We start from the raw sequence: 21,670 nt of genomic DNA on the forward strand, positions 1-21,670 counted from the left end.
GCCCGGAACGGAACCGCCGCCGCCCCTTGCGACGGAACGGGCGACGCCGCACGGTTCGGCGGCGGCCCGGACCGGAGCCGGGGAGGACGCGACCATGAGCCTTGCGGTGCTGCTCTCGGGCCAGGGCGGCCAGCATCCGGGCATGTTCGACCTGACGGCGGACCTGCCGGCGGCACGACCGGTCTTCGCGGCGGCGCGCCCGCTCCTGGGACAGGACCCGCGCGATCTCGTGCGGGCCGGCGGGCCGGCGCTCCACGACAACCGCACCGGGCAGATCCTGTGCTGCGTGGCCGCGCTCAGTGCCTGGACGATCGTGGCTGAGGCCGCGCCGCGGGCGCTGGTCGCAGGCTACAGCATCGGCGACCTCGCGGCCTGGGGCTGCGCCGGCCGGCTCGCGCCCGAGACCGTGCTGAGCCTCGCCGCCGCGCGGGCGGAGGCGATGGATGCGGCCTCGGGGGAGGGCTTCGGCCTCGCCGGGATCCGCGGTCTCGGGCGCGCGGCGCTGGACGGCCTCGCCGCCGAGCTGGACTGCCACCTCGCGATCCGCAACGCGCCCGACAGCTTCGTGGTCGGCGGCGCGCGCGAGAGCCTCGACGCGCTCTGCCGGGGGGCCCTCGCGCGGGGGGCGCAACGCGCGGTTCTGCTGCCGGTGCAGACGCCCTCGCACACCCCGCTCCTCGCCGCCGCGAGCGCCCGGTTCCGCGCGGTCCTGGCGGACGCGCCGATCCTGAGGCCGCGGCCCGGCGGGCCGCGGCTGCTCTCCGGCCTCGACGGGGCGGCGGTCTTCGATGCACGGGCCGGGCTCGACAAGCTGGCGCGCCAGATCTCCGAGCCCCTCGACTGGGCGGCCTGCCTCGTGGCCTGCGCCGAGTTCGGCGCCGGGGCCGTGCTCGAGCTCGGCCCCGGTCACGCGCTCGCCACCATGGCGCGGAGCGCGCTCCCCGACGCGCAGGTCCACGCCCTGGAGGATTTCCGCTCCGTCGCGGGGGTGCAGGACTGGATCGCCCGGGCGGCCGGCGGCTGATCGCGGGAACCCGAGCGGCCCGTCCCGCGTCGGCCGAGAGAGGATCGAGCCGGGCGGAGGTTTCCATGGGCGCGGTGCAGGACAAGCGTAAGGCTCTCGCCGCCGCGGTCGCGGCCGGGCGCGGGAGCGACGATCCCGCGGCGATCGAAGCCCATGTCGCCGACCTGCTCGCGGGTCGCGCCGACCCGGAGACGGAGCCGGTGGCGCGCCTGCTCGCGGAGTATTGGAGCCTGGCCGAGCTGCGGGCGGACGAGGCCGACGTGCGGCTGGCCGAGCAGGGCGAGGTCTTCGCCACCGAGGACGACGCCTGAACGGGGCACCAGCCCTCCGCGGCGGCGTTGATCCCGGACAGGAGAGCCCGCATGACCGAAGACATCGACACCCAGGCCCAACGCCAGGCCGGCACCGGCCCGAAGCCGAAGGGCGCCGCGATCACGCCCCGGGATCCGGCCAGCGGGCAGGTACGCCCGACGGACGGGCCGATGGAGCGCGCCGGCACGGAGGCGGAGGCGGAGCGCCGCGGCGAGGCGGGCCCCTTCGAGGGCACGGGCCGGGGGTGAGGCGGATGGTGCGCGACCCCGATGCGCCCGGCCCGCTTCCGCCGGGGGCCTCGTCCTCCCTGCCGGGGACGCGCCGCCGCGCCGACCCGCAGGAGCCCCCGACGAACGAGCCCGTGGCGGTCGCCGACGAGAGCCCGGATGTCGGGCTGTCGCAGACCGGAACCGGCGAGGACGCGATCGTCCGGCGCGAGACCGAGATCTGATCCCCGCCCGGGTCAGCGTCGCCGCGGCTCGATGCCCAGGGCCTTGATCCGCGAGGCCAGGGTCGTCGGCCGGATGCCGAGGCGTTCGGCGGCGCCGCCGGGACCGGAGACCCTGCCGCCGGCCAGGGCCAGGGCCGCTGCGATCTCGGCCCGGTCGCGGTCGCGGCGCTCCGCCTCGGTGAGGAGGCGGGGCGCCGGAAGCACGGAGGGGGCGGCGGGACGCGGCGGCGGACCCTCGATATCCGGCAGGTCGAGGCGCAGGCGCCCGCGCGCCGCCAGGATGACGCCGCGCTCGATCACGTTCTCCAATTCGCGCACGTTGCCCGGCCAGTCGTAGCGGCAGAGGCGGCGCACGTCGCCCTCGCTCAGGCGCGGCTCCGGCACGCCGAGCCGGCGCGCCGCCCCGCGCAGCATGTGCTGGGCGATCAGCGGGATGTCCTCGGGCCGCTCGCGCAGGGGGCTCGCGGCCACCGGGAAGACGTTGAGGCGGAAATAGAGATCGCCCCGGAAGCGGCCCCGGCGCACCTCCTCCTTCAGGTCGCGGTTCGTAGCCGCGACCAGCCGCACGTCGACCGCCCGGGTGCGCTCGTCGCCGACCCGCTCGAAGGAGCGCTCCTGCAGCACCCGCAGCAGCTTGCCCTGCAGGTCGAGGGGGATCTCGCCGACCTCATCGAGGAAGAGCGTGCCGCCATCCGCCAGCTCGAAGCGCCCGACCCGGTCGCGCAAGGCCCCGGTGAAGGCGCCGCGCGCATGGCCGAAGAACTCGCTCTCGAACAGCTCACGGGGCACCGCCGCGCAATTGACCCGGATGAGCGGCCGGTCGCGGCGCCGGCTCGCCTCGTGGATCGCGCGGGCGATCAGCTCCTTGCCGGTGCCGGATTCGCCGGTGACCAGGACGGTCGCGTCAGTGCCGGCCACGAGGTCTATCTGGCGCCGCGTCGCCTCGATCGCAGGGCTGCGCCCGATGATGCCCTGGTGGTGGCTGCCCGCCCGGATCTCCTCCTTCAGATAGGCGTTCTCGAGCTCCAGCCGCTCGCGCAGGGAATCGACCTCGGCCAGCGCGCTGCGCAGGCGCTCGTCCGCCTCGCGGCGCTGGCTGATGTCGCGGAACACGATGACCGCGCCGACGAGCGCCCCGCGGTCGCGGATCGGCGTCGAGGTGTAGGCGACCGGGAAGGCCGTGCCGTCGCGCCGCCAGAACACCTCGTCCTCGACCTGATGCACCGCGCCGTCGCGGAAGGCCGCGTAGATCGGGCAATCGTGGTGGTGGTAATGCGCCCCGTCGTGCCGGGTGTGGTGCACGGTGGCGTGCATGTCCTTGCCGACGAGGTCGGCCGCCGCCCAGCCCAGCATCCGTTCGGCGGCGGGGTTGATGAAGGTGGTCACGCCCTCGGCATTGACGCCGTAGATGCCCTCGCCTGCGGCCCGCAGGATGAGCTGATTCTCGCGCTCGATATCGCGAAAAATCCGCTCCATGCGCTGCCACTCGGAGAGGCCGGCGCGCATGTGCTCCTCGGCCGCGCGGTCGATCTGGCGCGCGCGGCGGGCGTCGAGATCGGACAGGGTGACGAGGAGGCGGGCGGGCTCCCCCGGAAGCAGGCTCCCGGCATATTCGAGGGCGAGCGCCTTGCCCGCGCCGTGGCGCGGCGTCAGCGCGTGGGTCCACCAGCGCCCCTGCGCTTCGACGCCCTGGGTGAACACGATGAGCGCCGGGAGCTGGCCCGGATGCAGGGCGCTCGCCGCCATCGCCTGCAGGCCCGCGCGCGGATGGCCGAGCAGCCGCGCGGCCGCCGGGTTGGCGTCGAGGATGCGGTCGGTGGCCGGCTCGATCACCAGCATGGCCTCGCCGGCCGCCTCGAACACGGGACCGAATGCGGGCGCAGCCTCGGGCATCGCGAGATCTCGTCGCTGGATTACGAAATCTCGGAATACACGATTTCTCGTGAATTCGCATTGAAACGATAACCTGCTGATAAATATCGGATTTTCTGGACTTATCCGCTTGGCACGGCCTTTGCCAAACTCTCGACGGCTGCAGAACGCGCGAGGTCCAGATGGCGGTGTTCGACAATCCCTTCGACGCGAAACGGCACCTCGCCCGCGGCGGCTGCTCCTGCGGCGCGCACGCGGATCAAGCCGCCCACGACGACGCCGTGGCGGGCGACGCCGTCATCGGGCGCGTGGTCGAGGGCGCGGTGATGCGGGCCCTGTTCCCGCACGACGGCGAGCGGCGGGCCTTCCTGCGCAGCGTCGGCGCGGCCACCGCCCTCGCGGCGGTGAGCCAGCTCTTCCCGACCAAGTTCGTCGCCGAGGCCTTCGCCGAGGGCGCCAAGCCCGAGAAGACCGACCTCAAGGTCGGCTTCATCCCGATCACCTGCGCCACGCCGATCATCATGGCCAAGCCCATGGGCTTCTACGAGAAGCAGGGCCTGAACGTCGAGGTGGTCAAGACCGCCGGCTGGGCCGTCATCCGGGACAAGACGCTCAACAAGGAATACGACGCCGCCCACATGCTGGCGCCGATGCCGATCGCGATCTCGCTGGGGATCGGCTCGACCCCGCAGGCCTACACGATGCCCGCGGTGGAGAACGTCAACGGCCAGGCGATCACGCTGGCCATGAAGCACAAGGACCGGCGCGACCCGAAGGACTGGAAGGGCTTCAAGCTCGCGGTGCCCTTCGACTACTCGATGCACAACTACCTGCTGCGCTACTACCTCGCGGAGGCCGGCATCGACCCGGACACCGACGTGCAGATCCGCGCGGTGCCGCCGCCCGAGATGGTCGCCAACCTGCGCGCCGACAACATCGACGGCTTCCTCGCCCCCGACCCGGTGAACCAGCGCGCGGTCTACGACGGCGTCGGCTTCATCCATCTCCTGTCGAAGGAGATCTGGGACCGGCACCCGTGCTGCGCCTTCGCGGCCTCCGAGGCGTTCATCAAGGAGACGCCCAACACCTACGCGGCGCTCCTGCGCGCCGTCATCCAGGCCACCGCCTACGCCTCGAAGGCCGAGAACCGCAAGGAGATCGCCGCCGCGATCGCGCCCGCGAACTACCTGAACCAGCCGCTGACGGTGGTGGAGCAGGTGCTGACCGGGACCTTCGCGGACGGGCTGGGGCAGGTGCGCAAGGTGCCGGACCGCGTCGATTTCGACGCCTTCCCCTGGCCCTCCTTCGCGGTCTGGATCATGACCCAGATGAAGCGCTGGGGTCAGATCAAGGGCGACGTCGACTACGCGGCCGTGGCCCAGAAGGTCTACCTCGCCACCGACGCGGCCCGGCTGATGCGCCAGGACGGGCTCACACCGCCCGAGGCCACGACGAAGACCTTCGCGGTGATGGGCAAGGCCTTCGATCCGGCAAAGCCCCAGGAATACCTCGACTCCTTCAAGATCAAGCGCGCGAGCTGAGCGCCATGACCCGCGCCGCCAACCGCACCCTGTCCCTGCGCGCCGGCATCCTCTCGCTGGCGCTCCTCGCGAGCTTCCTGCTGGTCTGGCAGGTGGCCGTCTCCGGGGTGTCCCGGACCGAGGCCATGGACCCGGAATACGCCGCGCTGATGGGGCAGGCCGCCACCACCGGCAAGTCGGCGATGCCCGGGCCGCTCGACGTCGGCGCCACGATCTGGAAGCACCTGAAGGACCCGTTCTACGACCGGGGCCCGAACGACAAGGGGATCGGCATCCAGCTCGCCTACTCGATCGGGCGCGTGGCGCTGGGATACGGGCTCGCCGTGCTGGTGGCGATCCCGGTGGGCTTCCTCATCGGCATGTCGCCGCTGATGAGCCGCGCCCTCGATCCCTACATCCAGATCCTCAAGCCGGTCTCGCCGCTGGCCTGGATGCCGCTCGCCCTCTACACGATCAAGGATTCGGGCCTGTCGGCGATCTTCGTGATCTTCATCTGCTCCCTCTGGCCGATGCTGATCAACACGGTGTTCGGCGTCTCGAGCACGCGGCGGGAATGGCTCAACGTCGCCCGCACCCTCGAGGTCGGCCCGCTGCGCCGCGCCTTCACGGTGATCCTGCCGGCGGCGGCGCCCACCATCCTCACCGGCATGCGCATCTCCATCGGCATCGCCTGGCTCGTGATCGTGGCGGCCGAGATGCTCGTGGGCGGCACCGGCATCGGCTACTTCGTCTGGAACGAGTGGAACAACCTCTCGATCACCAACGTGATCACCTCGATCCTGGTGATCGGCCTCGTCGGCATGGTGCTCGACCAGCTGCTCGCCCGCGCCCAGCGCCTCGTCACCTTCCCCGAGTGAGGCGCGCATGAGCTCCCTGCTTCCCTTCGTGCGCCGCTCCGCCAGCGCCGCGCCCGATAGCCCTGTCGGGACCGGCCGCATGTCGACCTCCGAGAAGTTCATCTCCGTCGAGGGCATCGCCCGGCGCTACCCCGCTCCCGGCGGCGGGCAGGCCACGGTGTTCGCGGATCTCTGGCTGCCGATGCGCCGGGGCGAGTTCGTCTGCATGATCGGCCATTCGGGCTGCGGCAAGACCACGGTGCTCAACATCCTGGCGGGGCTTGAGGCGCCCTCGGAAGGCGTCGTCATCGTCGATGGCCGCGAGATCGGCGGCACCAGCCTCGACCGGGCGGTGATCTTCCAGGGCCACGCCCTGCTGCCCTGGCGCAGCGTGCTGGGTAACGTCGCCTACGCGGTCTCCTCGCGCTGGCGGAAGGCCAAGCGGGCCGAGGTGGAGGCGCGGGCGCGCCGGGCCATCGCCACGGTGGGGCTGGCGGGCTCCGAGCACAAGCGGCCCTCCGAGCTCTCCGGCGGCATGAAGCAGCGCGTCGGCATCGCCCGGGCGCTCTCGATCGAGCCGAAGATCCTGCTGATGGACGAACCGTTCTCGGCGCTCGACGCGCTGACTCGGGGAACCCTGCAGGACGAGGTGCGCCGGATCTGCGTCGAGACCGGGCAGACGGTGTTCATGATCACCCACGACGTGGACGAGGCGATCTACCTCGCCGACCGCATCGTCCTGATGACGAACGGGCCCGAGGCCAGGGTCGCCGAGATCGTCGAGAACCCGCTGCCCAAGGACCGCGACCGCACGCAGCTCCACCACGCGCCCGGCTACTACGCCCTGCGCAACCACCTGATCGACTTCCTGGTGACCCGCTCGAAGACCCTGCGGGACGCCATGCCCGCGGGCTACGACCCCCGCCGCCCGCCCGTGGTGCGCCCCGCGCTCAGCGAGGCCGACGCCCGGGCGATCGCGGCGCCCGCCGGATCGCCCGCCGGATCGCCTGCTCTGCGGGCCTGACCCGGCCACCGACCTCCCCGCCGCCGAGGGCGGCGTCCCCACCCGGAGAAAGACGCGATGAAGCGCGAAGACCTGACCGAGAAGCTGCTCGACATCAAGCGCGAGAAGGGCTGGACCTGGAAGCACATCCAGGAGGAGATCGGCGGCATCTCGCCGATCCTGATCACCGCCGCCTGCATGGGCCAGATGAAGCTGCCCAAGCCCCAGGCCCGGAAGGCGGCCGAGCTGTTCGGCCTGACGGAGGCCGAGGAGCGCATGCTCAACGAGGCGCCCTATCGCGGCTCGATCCCCCAGCTACCGCCGACCGACCCCCTGATCTACCGGTTCTACGAGCTGGTGATGGTCTACGGCACCACCTGGAAGGAGCTGATCCAGGAGGAGTTCGGCGACGGCATCATGTCGGCGATCGACTTCAACATGACGATGGAGCGCGAGGCCAACAACAAGGGCGACCGCGTCAAGCTCGCCATGTCGGGCAAGTTCCTGCCCTACAAGTACTACGGCAACGAGGACGGCGTGCCGGAATACGGCTTCAAGGAGCCCTGATCGGCCGCCTCACGCGAGGTCCCGGTCGGCCACCGGCGCGCCGGCGACGCCGTAGCCGGCCCGGGCGGCCTGCCGGTTGACGATGCCGAAGCGCAGGACCGCCTGCTCGAGATAGTCGATCGCGTCGACGAGATGGCGCCGGGCCGGCTCGATCTCGTCGACGGCCTCGGCCGGCGTCTCGGCGAGCTTGACGGCCGCGATCAGCACCCGGTCGCGCTCGTCCTCGATCCGGCGGTCGCGCTCGACATGGCCGCGCACCTCGGCGTCGAACAGCTCCAGCACCGCGAAGGGCAGGGCATCCTTGGGGGTGCCGCGCGGGAAGGCCATCGCCCGGCGCCGGCCCGCGGCGGCGGCCTGCCTGACGTGGTGTGCGAGCTTGGCGTCCATGAGGTCGGCGTCCCTGAGCGTGGCGTCCCTGCGGGTCTCCGGTCGGGGGCGCCCGAAGGCCGCGGTCTCCGCGGCGGGACCGTTCTAGCCCCGATGGCGCGGGCCTGTCGCGCGCCGGAATGGCGCGGTGCGCCGGCGGGGAGCGCGCCATTCGCCCGGCTGTCCGTTCGGGGCCCGCCCGCACCATCTGGCGCTCGCCCCCGCCGGATGGCAGAGAGGCCCGTTCGTCCCTGAGCCCCCCGCCCATGCAGGATCCGGTCACCGCACCCGCCACCGCGTCGCCGCGGCGCTCGCCCCCGGCCTACCTGCTGCCCGCCCTGGTCCTGCTCGTCGGCCTCGTCGCCTCGGGCGCCGTGGCGCTGCAGATGCGGCAGGCCGGGATCGCGCGCGACCACGATCGCTTCCTGCGGCTCGCCGGGCAGCAGGCCGAGCGCATCCGCGAGCGGCTCGACACCTACGTGGCGCTGCTGCGCGCCACGGCCGGGCTCTACGCCGCGAGCCGCGAGGTCTCCCGGCCGGAGCTCGCCGCCTTCGTCGCGCGCCTGCGCCTCGCCGATCTCTATCCGGGCACCCGCGGCATCGGCTTCGCCCGGCGCTTCCGGCCCGAGGAGGCCGACGCCGTGGTGCGGGACGCCCGGGCGCAGGGCCTGCCGGAATTCCGCCTCTGGCCGGAGCATCGCGGCGACGATCTCCCGACCGCGATCGTGGCGCTGGAGCCGCTCGATCCGCGCAACGCCGCCGCGATCGGCTTCGACATGTATGCCGAGCCCCTGCGCCGGGAGGCGATGGCGTGGGCGCGCGACACCGGCGAGCCGGCCCTCACGGCCCGGGTCGAGCTGATCCAGGAGATCGACCGCGCGAAGCAGCCGGGCTTCCTGATCTACATTCCGGTCTATGCGGGCGGCGGCGTGCCGGAGACGCAGGCCACGCGGCGGGCGGCGCTGACCGGCTGGGTCTACAGCCCGTTCCGGGCCGGGGACCTGTTTCCCCGCACCGCGATGTCCCCCAGGGCCGGGGGCCAGCCGGAACTGTCCTACCGGGTCTATGACGGCGACGGACCGGACGAGGCCCGACTGCTCTACGCCTCCGCGCCCGCCGCCACGGGGGCCGACTTCGCGACGACGCGCCGGGTGGACATCGCCGGGCACGCCTGGACGCTCGCGGTCGCCGCGGCCCCGGCCTTCGCGCGCGATCCCGGCGGCGCGATCTGGCCGGGGGTGCTCGGGCTCGGGACCCTGGCGACCCTGCTGCTGTCGGGCGCGACGCTCGCCCAGGCGCGGGCGAACCAGCGCTCCGAGGAGGCCCGCCTCGCGCTGCAGGAAGAGACCGAGCGGCTCGACCTCCTCAACCGGGCGGGCACCGCGCTGGTGGCCGAGACGGAGCTCGAGCGCCTGGTGCAGTCCGTGATCGAGGCGGCGACCCGCCTCGTCGGTGGGCGCTACGGCGCCTTCTTCGAGCGCGTGCCCGCGGGCGCCGAGGACAACCCGGAGGAGGTCTGGCGCCTGTTCAGCCTCACCGGCGGGCCGCGCGAGGCGTTCACCCGCTTCGGGCTGCCGCGAGCCACGCAGCTGTTCAAGCCGACCTTCCTCGCCGAGGGCGTGGTCCGCTCAGACGACGTGAGCCGCGACCCGCGCTACGGCTCGCACGGGGGCATGCCAAAGGGCCACCTACCGGTGCGCAGCTACCTCGCGGTGCCGGTGGTGTCGGGCTCCGGCGGCACGCTCGGCGCCCTGCTGTTCGGCCATCCCGAGCCCGCCCGCTTCGGCACCCGCGAGGAGCGCCTGATCGTGGGCTTCGCCGCGCAGACCGCGGTGGCCCTCGACAACGCCCGCCTGCTGGCCTCGGTGCGGCGCGAGCAGGACCGCTTCCGGGGCGCCGTGCAGGCCGTGCGCGGCGTGCTCTGGACGAACGACGCCCAGGGGCGGATGGCCGGCGAGCAGCCCGGATGGGCGGAGATCACCGGACAGAGCCGGGCCGAGTACGAGGGCTACGGCTGGGCGGACGCCGTCCATCCGGACGACGCGCAGGCCAGCGTCGAGGCCTGGAACGCCGCGGTGGCCGAGCGGCGCACCTTCGTGTTCGAACACCGGGTCCGCGCGCGGGACGGAGCGTGGCGGCACTATGCGATCCGGGCGGTGCCGATCCTCGAGCCCGATGGCGGGATTCGCGAATGGGTCGGCGTGCACACCGACATCACCGAGCAGCGCGAGGCCGAGGCGGAGCTGCGCGAATCGAACGAGGAGATCCAGCGCTACGCCTACATCGTCAGCCACGACCTGCGGGCCCCGCTCGTCAACGTGATGGGCTTCACGAGCGAGCTGGAGACGGTGCGCGGAGAGGTGCGCGCCGCGCTGAAGGACGCGCCGGAGGCGGAACGCATCGACGCCGACATGGAGGAGGCGCTGGGCTTCATCAAGGCCGCCATCACCAAGATGGAAGCCCTGATCGCCGCGATCCTGAAGCTGTCGCGGGAGGGCCGGCGGACGTTCCGGCCGGAGCCGCTCGCGATGGCGGGCCTGGTCCAGGGCCTCGCCGACGCGCAGCGCCATCAGGCGGATAGCGCGGGCGCGCTGGTGGAGATCGACGCGGACCTGCCCGACCTCGTGGCCGACCGCCTCGCGGTGGAGCAGATCTTCGGCAACCTGATCGACAACGGGCTGAAATACCTCGCCCCCGGGCGCCCGGGCCGGATCGCGGTCGCGGGCCATGCGGTCGGCGGCGGCCGGATCTGCTACACGGTCTCCGACAACGGTCGCGGCATCGCCCCCCAGGACCATGCCCGCATCTTCGAGCTGTTCCGGCGCTCCGGCGCACAGGACCGGCCGGGCGAGGGCATCGGGCTCGCGCACGTGAAGGCGCTGGTGCGTTCCTTGGGGGGACGGATCACGGTATCGTCCGAGCTGGGGCGGGGAACGACCTTCAGCGTGACGCTGCCCCGCCGGGCGGCGGGCCCGACGGCCTAGAGCCGCCGGCCGCGAACAGGCCGGCGCGAACCCGGGGCGGCGCCCGATCCCGCGGCGCCCGGGGCAGGAGAGGGGGGTCCGATGACGAGAGACGCGCCCGTGCATCCTGTCTGCATCGTGATGATCGAAGACGACGAGGGCCATGCCCGCCTGATCGAGCGCAACATCCGCCGGGCGGGCGTGAACAACGAGATCGTGCCGTTCCGCAACGGCACGGAGGCGCTCGCCTACCTGCTCGGGCCGGACGGGACCGGCGAGGTCAGCGCCCGGCGCCACCTGCTCATCCTGCTCGACCTCAACCTGCCGGACATGACCGGCATCGACATCCTGGAGACGGTCAAGGCGAACCCGCACACCAAGCGCTCGCCCGTCGTGGTGCTCACCACCACCGACGACAGCCGCGAGGTGCAGCGCTGCTACGATCTCGGCGCCAACGTCTACATCACCAAGCCGGTGAACTACGAGGGCTTCGCCAACGCCATCCGCCAGCTCGGGCTGTTCTTCTCGGTGATGCAGGTTCCGGAGAATCCATGACGACCGAGACGTGAGCGCCGCGGCATGAGAACCCGGACATGAGCACCGAGCCGTCGGCGCGCATCCTCTACATCGACGACGACCCGGGCCTCGGCCGCCTCGTGCAGCGGGCGTTGCAGGCGCGCGGCTACAGCGTCGAGCTCGCCGCCAGCGGCGAGGCGGGGCTGGCGCGGCTCACGGCGGGCGGCATCGACGCGGTGGCCCTCGACCACCACATGCCGGGCCGGACCGGGCTCGACCTGCTGCCCGAGATCCGGGCGCTGCCCGAGGCGCCGCCGGTGATCTACGTCACGGGCTCGGAGGACAGCCGCGTCGCCGTGGCCGCGCTGAAGGCCGGGGCCGTCGACTACGTCTGGAAGGACGTGCAGGGCCATTTCCGCGAATTGCTGGGCGAGGCGGTCGGCACGGCGCTGCGGCAGGAGGCGATGCGGCGCGACAAGGAGCGGGCCGAGGCCGCGGTGCGGGAGGCCCGCGACCGGGCGGAGCTGCTGCTGCGCGAGGTCAACCACCGGGTCGCCAACTCGCTGGCGCTGGTGGCGGCGCTGGCCCACATGCAGCGCAACGCCGTCTCCGACCCGGCCGCCAAGAGCGCGCTCGACGAGATGCAGGCCCGGATCTCGGCGATCGCCGGCATCCACCGGCGCCTCTACACCTCGCAGGACGTCGAGGCGGTCGAGCTCGACGCCTACCTCGCGAGCCTCGTCGAGGAGCTCGAGGCCGCCATGAAGGCGGCGGGGCGCGACCACGCGATCAGGCTCTCGGCCGAGCCGATCCAGCTCGCCACCGACAAGGCCGTCTCGCTCGGCGTCGTCGTCACCGAACTCGTCACCAACGCCTACAAGTACGCCTACCCGCCGGGGATGCCGGGCGAGATCCGGGTCGCCGTGGCCCGCCAGGGGGAGGACGCCCTGTCGCTCGCCGTGGAGGATGACGGCGTCGGCTGGACCGGCGAGGGCCAGCCGCGCGGCACCGGCCTCGGCTCGCGCATCATCCGGGCGATGGCGACGAACCTGCGCTCCCAGATCGCCTACGAGACCGGCCGGATCGGCACCCGGGCGGTTCTGTGCTTCCCGGTGTGACTCTCGCCCGAGAAGGGCTCCCGCCGATCGGCGGGGCCTGCCGGGACATCGCCCCCGCGGCTATCGCCACGCTCGAGCCGGCCGATCCGGAGCGTGTCGGGCCGCAAGCCCGCAAACGAGGTTCGCCCATGCCCGCCAAGACGTCGATCGTGAGCCTGACGATTGCGGTCGCGTCGATCGCGTCGATCGCGTCCGCGCATGCCCAGAGCTGCGAGGAAGCCTATTACCAGCGCAACATCCTGTACAAGAACGCGGGCTACTGCTTCCAGACCCCGCGGGCGATCCGGATGTTCGGCAATGCCGGCTGCGCGTACGACCGCGTCGAGGACGTCCCGATGTCGGCCCGCGATCGGGCGGCCATCGCCGAGATCCAGGCCTTCGAGCGGCGACGGGGCTGCCCGCGCTAGCGCGCCTTCCGAGGCCGTGGCAGCCGGCGCGCGGCGGCTGACGGCGTGCGCGGCGCCCTCGCCGCGGCCCGGCTCCCCGGACGCGGACCGGGGAACGGTGACAGCGTTGCCGCGGGGCCTCGGGCGCGGCGAGGGTCCGGTCGACCGAGCGGAGGCATCGACGATGCGCATCATCGCCACGATCCTGTCCCTGTTTTTGGCCCTCGCGCCGTCCGCGCCCGCCTCCGCAGAGAGTGCGCAGGCCGCACCGGAGACCCCGCTCGCGCGGCAGCCGGCCCAGCTCGGGCCGCGGCCGTTCTACCTCGTCGACCGGATGAAGCCCGGCCCCCTGCAGGATCGGCTCAGGGCCTGCGGCGTCGAGCGGCCCTACACGGCGCGCCTGTTCTCGATCTCGCACCGGGGGGCGCCGCTCCAGTTCCCGGAGCATACCCGCGAGGGCGTGCTCGCCGCCGCCCGGATGGGCGCGGGGGTGATCGAGTGCGACGTCGCCTTCACCAAGGACCGGCAGCTCGTCTGCCGCCATGCGCAGTGCGACCTGCACGCCACCACGGACATCCTGGCGCGGCCGGCGCTCGCCGCGAAATGCAGCCGGCGCTTCGAGCCGGCCGATCCCGCGACCGGCCGCAAGGCCTCGGCCCGCTGCTGCACCAGCGACCTGACGCTCGCGGAGTTCGAGGAGCTCACGGGCAAGATGGACGCCTTCGACCCCGACGCCACGACCCTCGCCGCCGCCCTGGACGCGACGCCGCGCTGGCGCACCGACCTCTACGCGCAGACCGGCACGCTGATGTCGCACCGCGCCTTCATCGCGCTGGTGCGTTCCCTCGGCCGGCGCTTCACCGCGGAGCTGAAGGCCCCCGAGGTGCCGATGCCGTTCGAGGGGACCTACACCCAGGACATGTACGCCCGGCAGCTCGTGGACGAGTACCGCGCCGCCGGGATTCCTCCGGGCGAGGTCTACCTGCAGAGCTTCCAGCTGCGCGACATCCTGTACTGGCTGGAGACCGCGCCGGATTTCGGCCGCCAGGCCCTGTTCCTCGACAACCGCGACGAGACCGACCCGGCCTTCGACCCGGAGCGGCCGGAGAGCTGGAAGCCCGGCATGGCGGATCTCGCCGGGCGCGGCGTGCGGCTCCTCGCCCCGCCGCTCTGGATGCTGGTGCGGCTGGGGCCGGAGGGCCGGATCGAGCCCTCCTCCTACGCCCGGGCCGCCCGCGCCGCCGGGCTCGACCTCGTCACATGGTCGCTCGAGCGCTCCGGCCCGCTCAAGGGGGGCGGGGGCGGCTATTACCGTACGATCCGCCCGGCGATCGACCGGGACGGCGACATGCTGACCCTCCTCGACGTGCTCCACCGCGAGGTCGGCGTGCGCGGCGTGTTCTCGGACTGGCCCGCGACCACGACGTTCTACGCCAATTGCGTCGGGGCGGAGTGAGGCCGGGCCGGGGAGCCCGCGTCCGGCCCCGCCACCGCCCGCGCGGCGTCGAGCACCGCGTCGGGCCGGAAATGGTGCAGCATGTGGCCCTGGCCGGCGAGGCGGTGCAGCCGCGCGCCCGGGATCATCAGGGCGGCGCCGCGCCCGTGCAGGCTCTGGTTGGTGACGATGTCGAGCTCGCCCGAGAGGATCCGCACCGGCACCCGGCAGAAGGGGTAGCGCGCCACGCTGCGGGCGAGGTCGGTCCAGAGCAGGTTGGCGTTCTCGCCGTCGGCCGCGAGCTGCGCGGCCCGGCCCGCGAGGGCGAAGGGAAAGCCCTCGGCGAAGCGCCGCGGCATGGCCTGCGGCAGGAACATCGCCCGCCAGAGCAGGGGCAGCAGCAGCCCGTCGGCGCCCCGGACGAGGGCCGAGAACGCGTCGCCCGGTCCCGGGACGGCGCGGGGACCGAACAGCACCTGCTCCAGGCGCGGCTCCGGGAAGGCGATGGGCGAGATCGCCACGACGCCCGAGACCGCGTCCGGGGCGAGCATCCCCAGGGCCAGCGCCACCGCCGCCCCGAAGGAATGGCCGACGACGACCGGGCGGCTCAGCCCGAGCCCGTGCGCGAGATCCCGCACGATCGCGGCTTGGCGCCAGAGCGAGCCGTCGGCGAGACGGACATGCTCGCTCTCGCCGTGTCCCGGCCGGTCGATGGCGACGACGCGGAAATGCTCGGCCAGCGCCGGCATCGGCCCGAGCCACATGTCCTCCAGCGTCATCAGGGCGCCGTGGATCAGCAGGAGGTCGGGACCCGACCCGGCCTCCGCATAGGCGATGCGCGGCCCTCCCGGCACCGCGGCGAAGCGGCGCTCGGGCGGCGCGAACGCGAAGGGGCTGGGCGAGGGGGCGGGCGACGGGGCGCGCACGGGGTTGGGGAGCGGGATCGCGATCAGGAGCGCCGCCCCGATCGGCCGTTCAGGAGGGTGGCGGCGCCGAGGGCGAGGCCGGTGGCGACGAGGCCGGTGAGCGCGGCCGGGTGCAGGCTCGCCCGGGTGTAGGCGCTGGAGCGCATCACGTAGCCGGGCTGGGTGCCCCGGACCTCGCCGGCCCCCACGGGTGCGTGGAGCGCGCCCTCGGGATCGCGCGGGGCGCTGCGTCGCTTCTGGAAGGCTGTGATCGCGGGGGCGAGATAATCGTAGGCGCCCGGCGCGAACTCCTTGGCGGCCGTCATCAGCTTGCCGCCGCCGCCCACCACGATGTCGCGCTGGGGATGCACGGCCGCGTGCAGGATGGCGTGGGCCACCTCCTCGGGGGTGTAGACCGGGGGCGGCAGCATCGGCTCGCGGTCCATGTAGTTGCGGGCGCGCTGGGGCAGGGGCGTGTCGATCGAGGTCGGCTTCACCAGCGTCACCGAGACGGGCATGCCGGCCTGCAGCAGCTCCATGCGCAGGGCCTCGGTGAAGCCCTTCACCGCGTGCTTGCTCGCCGCGTACATGCCCTGGAACGGGAAGGCGAGATCGGAGGCGACGCTGCCGACGTTGATCAGCCCGCCGCCGCCCCGTGCCTTGAAATGCGCGACGGCGACCAGCGAGCCGAACACCGTGCCCCAGAGGTTGGTCTGGAGCAGGCGGGCATGATCCGCGTCGCTGACCTGATCGAGGGGCCCGTAGATCGTCAGCCCGGCGACGTTCACCCAGGTGTCGAAGCCCCCGAAGGCCTCGACCGCCCGGTCGGCGACCCGCTGCATGTCGGCGCGGCTGCCGACGTCGCCGGGCACGTCGAGGGCCCGGCCGCCCTCCGCCTCGATCCGCGAACGCTCGCGGGCCAGCACGTCGGCGCTGCGGGCGACGAGGACGACGCGGGCGCCGCGCTCGGCCGCCATCCGGACGGTGGCGAGGCCGATGCCGCTCGAGGCGCCGGTGACGACGATCACCTGCTCGGCGAGCGGCTTGCGCCGCCCGCCGCCGATCGTACGGGCGAGGCCGCTCACCGGTCGGCCTTGTCGCCCGCGGTGCTGAGCTCGACGTAGCGCAGCGTCGTGGGCCGGATCAGCTCGTGGACCCACTGCGCCATGCCCTGCTCCTCGCGCAGGGATTGCTGGAAGCCGGTGGTGTGTCCGCCCTGGCCCGCCGCCTCCGCGATGGCGAGCAGCGACTCGTAGGCCGCGATCTCGAAGTTCTCGAAGGCGTGGTTGGCGTAGGCGTTCTTCAGGATCTCGTCCTGGGCCGGCGTGTGGCCGAGCGCCATCATGTTGCCGACGAAGCCCAGGATGCCCTCCTTGATGGTCGAGGGGCTCTCCGACAGGCTGCCGAGGGCCTCTTCCAGGCGCTGGCGCTGGCCGTGCGTCTCCTCGACGTGGCGGCGCAGGGCCTGCTCCATCTCGGGGTAGTGCTGCAGCCGCTCGATCTGGCGCTCCATGATCTGGAGCGCCTGCATCTCCAGGGCGTGGGTGTTCTTGAGGGCGGTCACGTAGATCGTGCGCGTGTCGAGTGCCATCGCGGTGGTCTCCTTGGAGGGGTTCGGAATGTCCGTCTGGTAATCAGCGCGGAGCGTCCCGGTTAAGTTTCAGATTATCCTGCGTTACACCCACCGGTTGCGACATCATGCCCGCAGCAGGTGCAGGCTGAAGCTGCCGTCCGGATCGAGCCAGACCCGCTCCGGCTGCCAGCCGGCGCGGCGGGCGAGCGCCCGGAAGGCGTCCGGCGGGTATTTGTGCGAGGTGTCGGTGCGGATGCTGTCGCCGGCCGCGAACGGGAAGTCCCGTCCGCCGAGGCGCAGCACCTGCGGGCGCAGCGCGACGAGATGGGCCTCCACCCGGAAGGGATCGGGCCGGATCCGCACCGCGTGCTCGAAGCCGTCCGGGTCGAGCTCGGCGCCGAGCTCGCGCACCATCCGGGTCAGGATGTTGCGGTGGAAGGCCGACATCAGCCCGTCCGCGCCCTTGTAGCTGCGCAGCAGCCGGGCCTCGTCCAGGGTCGGGTCGACGCCCACCAGAAGGCGGCTCGGCCCCAGGGTGTCCCGGGCGCGGGCGAGGAACCCCTCGGCCGCCTCCGGCGGGAAGTTGCCGATGCTGGTGCCGGGAAAGAAGCCGAGGACCGGCCCGCCGCCCGCGAGATCGACCGGCAGCCGCACCGGCCCGGAATAATCGGCCGCGACCGGCTCCATCGCGACGTCCGGATAATCGGGGGCGAGGCGCGCCACCGCCTCGGCGATGTAGGCGTAGGAGATGTCGAGGGCGAGGTAGCGGGCCGGCCGGTCGAGGGCGTCGAGGAGCGCGCGGATCTTGCGGCTCGCGCCGCTGCCGTACTCGACCACCGTGGCGCCGGGGCCGACGAGCCCGGCCACCTCGGCGACGACGCCCGGCAGCAGGGCGGTCTCGCGCCGGGTCGGGTAGTAGTCCGGGCTGTCGCAGATCCGGTCGAACAGGACCGAGCCGGCCTCGTCCCAGAGGAACTTGCCCGGCAGGGTGCGGGGGCTGGCCGACAGGCCCGCGCGGGCGGCCTCCAGGAAGGCGTCGCGCTCCCGGTCGGCCATCTCAGGCCGCCCGCGTGGCGGTGAGGACGGCGAGGGCGATGCGGTCGGCACGCGCGTAGGCCGGGTCGGCCAGCTCCTCGCCGTAGGCGTCGGGGTCGTATTCCCGGTACTGCGCGTCGAGCCCGGCGCGGGCGCAGGCCGCGAGCGCCGCCTCGCCGAAGGGATCGCGCCCCTCGACGATCACCGAGCCGGTGAACAGGACGAGGCTGCCCCCCGGCGCCAGCCGCTCGGCGGCGGCCTCGACCACGGCGAGCGACAGGCCCTCGCCGAGCTCCCCGCCGCCGTGCCGGTAGGTCCGGCCCGAGCGGTCGATCATGAAGGGCGGGTTCGAGACCACGAGATCGAAGACGCCCTGCGTGCCGGACAGGAGGTTGCTCGCGACGGCCCTCGTATTGGCCGCGCCGGCGACCCGCGCGTTGAGGGTGGCCGCGGCCAGGGCGCTCGGGTTGATGTCGACGAGGAGCACCTCGGCTTCGGGCGCCCGCTTGGCCACCACGATCCCGGCCGCGCCGCTGCCGCAGCCGATGTCGACGGCCCGGCGGATCGGGGCCGTGCGCGCGTCGAGATGCGCCTGGACGGAGGCGACGAACCGCATCGTGTCGGGCCCGAAGAACACCGCCTCCCGGTCGGCCGGCGGATAGGCCGAGTGCACGAACAGCTCGCCCGCCAGGCTCGAGACCCGGACGCTCGCCCGCCACGCCGCGCCCGCGCGCACCAGCACGCCCGCCTCGCGCATCAGCCCGACGATCTCGGCGGGGATGCCGGGGCCGGGCTCCTCGGGATCGAAGGGCCGGCTCCAGCCGAACACGTCGCGCAGGCTCCGGGCCGGGGCCTCACCCATCCGGGCCGCGACGTGGGCCTGCGTGGCGGGCGTCACCGTGGTGAAGGCGTAGCCCGCCGCGCGCAGCCGCTCGACCAGGGCCGCGAGCGCCGCCTCGGAGGTCCAGGGCGCGCTCACCGCAGGTCCGTCCCGTCCTCGAAGCGGCGGGCGTCGAAGGCGCCGGTGCGGAGATCGCCCGCCACCGCCGACCAGTCGGGCGCGAGCGCGTCGGCCCCGCGCCGGAACGGGCAGGCCCAGTCCTGCGCCACCGCACGCCCGCTGTACTGCACCGCTTCGGAGCGCTCGCCGTGGCTGGCGAGCATCGGGTTGGTCGAGCCGGTCCAGGCGAGATCGCGGGCCTGGATCGCCGCGCGCATGCGCTCGTAGCGTCCTTCCGCCCGCAGCCGCTCGAACTGGTCGTGCAGATTGAACACCAGGACCGGTGCCTCGAAGCGGCGGGCCTGCCGGCTGGCGCCCGGATGCAGGCCGACGATGAAGAAGGCCTCGCCCGCGAGGCTCAGGGAGAAATGCGGATCGTCGGGATCCTGCGCGACCCGCGGGTCGGTGCCGTGGCCCAGGCGGCAATCCTGGTCGGTGAGCCCCTGGGCCCGCGCCCAGAGCGCGCGCTCGAAGGCCTCCTCCGAGAGGGTGCCGGGACCCTCGAACACCACGGCGAAGCTCTGGAACAGCCCCGGCTCGGCCCGGTAGCGGCTGACGAAGGCCATCAGGGCGGCGAAGACGCGGGCATCGTCGGCCCCGGAGGCGATGTCGCGGGCCACGACCACCCGGATCTGCCCGCGCGTCAGGGCCGACTTGGCGCCGACGCAGGGAAAGGGCGGATTGCGGATGAACTCCCGGAAGCTCTCGGCGAGAGGGTGCTCCGCGTCGTCGGCAGGAAACCCGGTGGGCAGCGGAAGCTCGGCGAGCGGATGGAGAAACGGTGAGGTCATGGATCCCTGTCGCAGTCGCACAGCCGCGCGCATGCCCAGGCACGCGCATGCCAGGCGGTCACGGCTCGGTCCGGAATGGACGCATGGTGGAGTGCCGCGGAAAGCGGCATCGACTGAGAGAAAAACCGAAGGATTTGCCCGATTGTTCCGCAAATCTCCTGCGACACCGCGACCGATATTCTTCCGGGATCAGAGTGAATACCGGATCTGGCCTGACTTAGGTTAAGACGATCGCTGTGGATACCGCTGTCCGCCGAGGATCCTTTCGGGCCCGGTCATCGGCCGACGCCCGGATCCGACGCGGACGCGGCGGCGGCGCCCGGTTCTCCCCCCGCTTCCCCGCCCGTTTCGGGCCGTCGCTCGCCGGCCGACCCGGCCGTGCGCAGGACCGTCGAGCGGGCGGCGTCGACCGCGAGCGCGGCGGCGTTCAGGCTGCGCAGCTCGGCCGGGCGCTCGAGGGCGTCGCGGGCGATCTCCGCGGCGAGGTCGTCGATCTCGTCGGCCAGCGCCGCGAGGCGGGCGCGGTCGGGGGTGGCGCGCGCCGCCGCCTGGATCTCCAGCAGGCGCTCGGTCGCGGTCTCGACCCGCTCGCGCCGGATCCGGAACACCCGCTGGCGCAGCCATGCCAGGCCGGAGCCGATGCCGCCGCCCAGGAAGGCCACGAGGTAGATCCAGGTCTCGTAGCGCTCGATGAAGCCTTCCTGCTCGCGCTCCAGGTAGTCGATCGCGCCCGGATGGATCGGGAAGCGGGCGGAGGTCGCCGCCGCCGTGGTGTCGTAGGCGGGCGCCTGGACGTGGTTGGCGGCCGGCAGGGTGTCGGCGAAGGCGGCGCGCGTCTCGAACAGGTGCTGCGTCACCTCCGCCGCCACGCTGCGCGACAGGTCGGAGCGGGCCATCAGCCGGTAGGCGGTGCCCACGCTCGCGACGTCCTCGGCCGGGATGCGCGGGCGCCCGCCGTAGAGGCCCGCCGGCAGGCTCACCGCCTGCAGGCGCGGCATGCGGGCGAGCACGGCCGGCGCGTCCGGCACGCCGATCAGGACGGCCTGGCGCTTGGGGTCGGCGCCGCGCATCAGGCCGACGACGCGGCCGGCCTGCGGGGTCGTCGCCGTGGTCAGCATCGCGACCGCCTCGATCCGGCCGTCGGCGAGGGCGGCCTTCAGCTCGGCCTCGGCGAGCGGCACCAGCGCGACGGCATCGTCCGGCTCGGGCGGCTCGGCGTCGTCGGGCGGGGCGGGGCTCGAAGGGGCGGGGCTCGAAGGGGCGGGGCTCGGAGGGGACGGACTCGGATCGGCGGCGCGGTCGGTCCCGGGCCGGCGGGGTTCGGGCGAGGCGGCCTCCGGGGAGGCGTGCTCGGGACCCAGGACCTGCAGGCCCGCCTGCCGCAGCACGGCCTCGATCAGGCCGCGATCGGTGCCCCGGTCGGCCAGCAGGCCGACCCGGTGTCCGGCGAGATCCGGCAGGGCGCCGATCCCGGCGGATTCGGGGGCGGCGACCACGAGGATCTGCTCGCGCAGGATCGCGAGGGTCAGGCCGTTGTCGGGCATCAGCACGTCGGGCCGCACCACCGCGAGATCGACGCGCCCGTGCTGGAGCGCCTCGGCGCTCTCGCGCACGCCCGGATAGGGAACGAGCCGCAGCCGCACGGAGCGCTGGCGCGCGGCGAGCGTCTCGGAGAAGGCGCGCAGCACCGCGGGCTCGGTGCCGCCGCTCGGCGCCACCGCGACCGTGAGCGTGGTCGCCCGCGAGACATAGGCGACCGCGCCGGCCGCCGCCGCGAGCAGCAGCGCCGCGACGAGGAAACCGGCCTCGCGCCCGACCCTGAACCTCGGCATCCATCCCCCCTCGGCGCCCGCCGGACCGGGCGGGTCCGGCCGGGGATCGCGCCCCGAGCCCCGTCCCGATCCCCCGCCGCCGAGACGGTGCGGAGGGCCGGCGAGGCGGCGCGCTACATTGGCGCCGATGTATGGGGCTGCCGC

General features: G+C 73.4%; 22 protein-coding genes and 1 pseudogene. 14 read left to right on the top strand and 9 right to left on the bottom strand.

Annotated elements, in window-relative coordinates; translation table 11 throughout:
* The first annotated feature begins 94 nt into the window (after nt 1-94).
* The 4 genes from ACS5RC_RS23855 to ACS5RC_RS23870 all read left to right on the top strand — a co-directional run bounded on the left by ACS5RC_RS23855 (nt 95) and on the right by ACS5RC_RS23870 (nt 1,787).
* A complete protein-coding gene (locus ACS5RC_RS23855; RefSeq protein ID WP_478346412.1) occupies nt 95-1,024 on the top strand; it encodes an acyltransferase domain-containing protein in 930 nt (309 codons plus the stop codon).
* Between the two features lie 65 nt (nt 1,025-1,089).
* Complete coding sequence (locus tag ACS5RC_RS23860) at nt 1,090-1,335, top strand: hypothetical protein (protein WP_478346413.1); 246 nt, start codon at nt 1,090-1,092, stop codon at nt 1,333-1,335.
* A 51-nt stretch (nt 1,336-1,386) separates the two neighbouring features.
* A complete protein-coding gene (locus tag ACS5RC_RS23865) occupies nt 1,387-1,584 on the top strand; it encodes a hypothetical protein (protein ID WP_478346414.1) in 198 nt (65 codons plus the stop codon).
* Nucleotides 1,585-1,589: 5 nt separating this feature from the next.
* Nucleotides 1,590-1,787, top strand: coding sequence for a hypothetical protein (locus ACS5RC_RS23870; protein ID WP_478346415.1), 198 nt, complete (start codon nt 1,590-1,592; stop codon nt 1,785-1,787).
* 12 nt (nt 1,788-1,799) lie between these two features.
* Here the strand turns inward: ACS5RC_RS23870 and ACS5RC_RS23875 are convergent, their stop codons facing one another.
* On the bottom strand, nt 1,800-3,680 hold the full coding sequence (locus ACS5RC_RS23875) for a sigma 54-interacting transcriptional regulator (RefSeq protein ID WP_478346416.1): 1,881 nt from the start codon (nt 3,678-3,680) through the stop codon (nt 1,800-1,802).
* 161 nt (nt 3,681-3,841) lie between these two features.
* Between ACS5RC_RS23875 and ACS5RC_RS23880 the strand changes: the two genes are divergently transcribed.
* From ACS5RC_RS23880 to cynS, 4 genes are read left to right on the top strand one after another with little or no spacing between them, the layout of a single operon-like run.
* On the top strand, nt 3,842-5,200 hold the full coding sequence (locus ACS5RC_RS23880) for a CmpA/NrtA family ABC transporter substrate-binding protein (protein ID WP_478346417.1): 1,359 nt from the start codon (nt 3,842-3,844) through the stop codon (nt 5,198-5,200).
* 5 nt (nt 5,201-5,205) lie between these two features.
* A complete protein-coding gene (ntrB, locus tag ACS5RC_RS23885) occupies nt 5,206-6,057 on the top strand; it encodes a nitrate ABC transporter permease (protein ID WP_478346418.1) in 852 nt (283 codons plus the stop codon).
* A 7-nt stretch (nt 6,058-6,064) separates the two neighbouring features.
* On the top strand, nt 6,065-7,060 hold the full coding sequence (locus ACS5RC_RS23890; RefSeq protein WP_478346419.1) for an ABC transporter ATP-binding protein: 996 nt from the start codon (nt 6,065-6,067) through the stop codon (nt 7,058-7,060).
* Nucleotides 7,061-7,117: 57 nt separating this feature from the next.
* Nucleotides 7,118-7,606 (top strand): cyanase, encoded by a 489-nt coding sequence (cynS, locus tag ACS5RC_RS23895; RefSeq protein WP_478346420.1) that lies wholly within the window; start codon nt 7,118-7,120, stop codon nt 7,604-7,606.
* Nucleotides 7,607-7,615: 9 nt separating this feature from the next.
* Here cynS and ACS5RC_RS23900 read toward each other — a convergent pair whose 3' ends face one another.
* Nucleotides 7,616-7,993: a hypothetical protein gene (locus tag ACS5RC_RS23900; protein ID WP_478346421.1), complete on the bottom strand. Its 378-nt coding sequence runs from the start codon at nt 7,991-7,993 to the stop codon at nt 7,616-7,618.
* A 365-nt stretch (nt 7,994-8,358) separates the two neighbouring features.
* Between ACS5RC_RS23900 and ACS5RC_RS23905 the strand changes: the two are divergent.
* The 6 genes and pseudogenes from ACS5RC_RS23905 to ACS5RC_RS23930 all read left to right on the top strand — a co-directional run.
* Nucleotides 8,359-9,063: pseudogene (locus ACS5RC_RS23905) on the top strand (CHASE domain-containing protein); the annotation flags it as partial.
* A 297-nt stretch (nt 9,064-9,360) separates the two neighbouring features.
* Nucleotides 9,361-10,956 carry an ATP-binding protein gene (locus ACS5RC_RS23910; RefSeq protein WP_478346471.1) on the top strand — a complete coding sequence of 532 codons (1,596 nt, stop codon included), beginning with the start codon at nt 9,361-9,363 and terminating at the stop codon, nt 10,954-10,956.
* An 81-nt stretch (nt 10,957-11,037) separates the two neighbouring features.
* Complete coding sequence (locus tag ACS5RC_RS23915; protein ID WP_478346422.1) at nt 11,038-11,490, top strand: response regulator; 453 nt, start codon at nt 11,038-11,040, stop codon at nt 11,488-11,490.
* Between the two features lie 38 nt (nt 11,491-11,528).
* Entirely contained in the window at nt 11,529-12,569 is a 1,041-nt protein-coding gene (locus ACS5RC_RS23920) for a sensor histidine kinase (protein ID WP_478346423.1), read from the top strand.
* Between the two features lie 128 nt (nt 12,570-12,697).
* Nucleotides 12,698-12,976: a YARHG domain-containing protein gene (locus ACS5RC_RS23925; RefSeq protein WP_478346424.1), complete on the top strand. Its 279-nt coding sequence runs from the start codon at nt 12,698-12,700 to the stop codon at nt 12,974-12,976.
* 163 nt (nt 12,977-13,139) lie between these two features.
* Nucleotides 13,140-14,411, top strand: a complete 1,272-nt coding sequence (locus ACS5RC_RS23930; RefSeq protein ID WP_478346425.1) for a glycerophosphodiester phosphodiesterase family protein — start codon at nt 13,140-13,142, stop codon at nt 14,409-14,411.
* Here ACS5RC_RS23930 and ACS5RC_RS23935 read toward each other — a convergent pair.
* From ACS5RC_RS23935 to ACS5RC_RS23965, 7 genes are all read right to left on the bottom strand, one after another.
* A complete protein-coding gene (locus tag ACS5RC_RS23935; RefSeq protein WP_478346426.1) occupies nt 14,384-15,316 on the bottom strand; it encodes an alpha/beta fold hydrolase in 933 nt (310 codons plus the stop codon). The two genes, ACS5RC_RS23930 and ACS5RC_RS23935, sit on opposite strands and share 28 nt — an antisense overlap.
* A gap of 23 nt (nt 15,317-15,339) precedes the next feature.
* Nucleotides 15,340-16,380 carry an SDR family oxidoreductase gene (locus ACS5RC_RS23940; protein ID WP_478346427.1) on the bottom strand — a complete coding sequence of 347 codons (1,041 nt, stop codon included), beginning with the start codon at nt 16,378-16,380 and terminating at the stop codon, nt 15,340-15,342.
* Nucleotides 16,377-16,886 carry a ferritin-like domain-containing protein gene (locus ACS5RC_RS23945; RefSeq protein ID WP_478346428.1) on the bottom strand — a complete coding sequence of 170 codons (510 nt, stop codon included), beginning with the start codon at nt 16,884-16,886 and terminating at the stop codon, nt 16,377-16,379. Before ACS5RC_RS23945 ends, ACS5RC_RS23940 begins: the two co-directional genes overlap by 4 nt.
* 105 nt (nt 16,887-16,991) lie before the next feature.
* Complete coding sequence (locus tag ACS5RC_RS23950; protein ID WP_478346429.1) at nt 16,992-17,924, bottom strand: L-histidine N(alpha)-methyltransferase; 933 nt, start codon at nt 17,922-17,924, stop codon at nt 16,992-16,994.
* A gap of 1 nt (nt 17,925) precedes the next feature.
* Entirely contained in the window at nt 17,926-18,882 is a 957-nt protein-coding gene (locus ACS5RC_RS23955; RefSeq protein WP_478346430.1) for a methyltransferase, read from the bottom strand.
* Nucleotides 18,879-19,694, bottom strand: coding sequence for a guanitoxin biosynthesis heme-dependent pre-guanitoxin N-hydroxylase GntA (gene gntA / locus ACS5RC_RS23960; protein WP_478346431.1), 816 nt, complete (start codon nt 19,692-19,694; stop codon nt 18,879-18,881). The genes ACS5RC_RS23955 and gntA overlap by 4 nt, the downstream gene beginning before the upstream one ends.
* Before the next feature lie 275 nt (nt 19,695-19,969).
* Nucleotides 19,970-21,526: a TAXI family TRAP transporter solute-binding subunit gene (locus ACS5RC_RS23965; protein WP_478346432.1), complete on the bottom strand. Its 1,557-nt coding sequence runs from the start codon at nt 21,524-21,526 to the stop codon at nt 19,970-19,972.
* Nucleotides 21,527-21,670 lie beyond the last annotated feature (144 nt).

This window comes from Methylobacterium sp. HJ2 (genome assembly GCF_056431005.1).

Excerpts from the sequence above, each read along its gene's own strand:
- gntA (WP_478346431.1), bottom strand. The coding sequence starts at position 19,694 with ATGACCTCACCGTTTCTCCATCCGCTCGCCGAGCTTCCGCTGCCCACC.
- ACS5RC_RS23865 (WP_478346414.1), top strand. The coding sequence starts at position 1,387 with ATGACCGAAGACATCGACACCCAGGCCCAACGCCAGGCCGGCACCGGC.
- ACS5RC_RS23860 (WP_478346413.1), top strand. The coding sequence starts at position 1,090 with ATGGGCGCGGTGCAGGACAAGCGTAAGGCTCTCGCCGCCGCGGTCGCG.
- ACS5RC_RS23870 (WP_478346415.1), top strand. The coding sequence starts at position 1,590 with ATGGTGCGCGACCCCGATGCGCCCGGCCCGCTTCCGCCGGGGGCCTCG.
- ACS5RC_RS23965 (WP_478346432.1), bottom strand. The coding sequence starts at position 21,526 with ATGCCGAGGTTCAGGGTCGGGCGCGAGGCCGGTTTCCTCGTCGCGGCG.
- ACS5RC_RS23900 (WP_478346421.1), bottom strand. The coding sequence starts at position 7,993 with ATGGACGCCAAGCTCGCACACCACGTCAGGCAGGCCGCCGCCGCGGGC.
- ACS5RC_RS23855 (WP_478346412.1), top strand. The coding sequence starts at position 95 with ATGAGCCTTGCGGTGCTGCTCTCGGGCCAGGGCGGCCAGCATCCGGGC.
- ntrB (WP_478346418.1), top strand. The coding sequence starts at position 5,206 with ATGACCCGCGCCGCCAACCGCACCCTGTCCCTGCGCGCCGGCATCCTC.
- ACS5RC_RS23890 (WP_478346419.1), top strand. The coding sequence starts at position 6,065 with ATGAGCTCCCTGCTTCCCTTCGTGCGCCGCTCCGCCAGCGCCGCGCCC.
- ACS5RC_RS23880 (WP_478346417.1), top strand. The coding sequence starts at position 3,842 with ATGGCGGTGTTCGACAATCCCTTCGACGCGAAACGGCACCTCGCCCGC.
- ACS5RC_RS23915 (WP_478346422.1), top strand. The coding sequence starts at position 11,038 with ATGACGAGAGACGCGCCCGTGCATCCTGTCTGCATCGTGATGATCGAA.
- ACS5RC_RS23950 (WP_478346429.1), bottom strand. The coding sequence starts at position 17,924 with ATGGCCGACCGGGAGCGCGACGCCTTCCTGGAGGCCGCCCGCGCGGGC.
- ACS5RC_RS23920 (WP_478346423.1), top strand. The coding sequence starts at position 11,529 with ATGAGCACCGAGCCGTCGGCGCGCATCCTCTACATCGACGACGACCCG.
- ACS5RC_RS23930 (WP_478346425.1), top strand. The coding sequence starts at position 13,140 with ATGCGCATCATCGCCACGATCCTGTCCCTGTTTTTGGCCCTCGCGCCG.
- ACS5RC_RS23925 (WP_478346424.1), top strand. The coding sequence starts at position 12,698 with ATGCCCGCCAAGACGTCGATCGTGAGCCTGACGATTGCGGTCGCGTCG.
- ACS5RC_RS23945 (WP_478346428.1), bottom strand. The coding sequence starts at position 16,886 with ATGGCACTCGACACGCGCACGATCTACGTGACCGCCCTCAAGAACACC.
- cynS (WP_478346420.1), top strand. The coding sequence starts at position 7,118 with ATGAAGCGCGAAGACCTGACCGAGAAGCTGCTCGACATCAAGCGCGAG.
- ACS5RC_RS23875 (WP_478346416.1), bottom strand. The coding sequence starts at position 3,680 with ATGCCCGAGGCTGCGCCCGCATTCGGTCCCGTGTTCGAGGCGGCCGGC.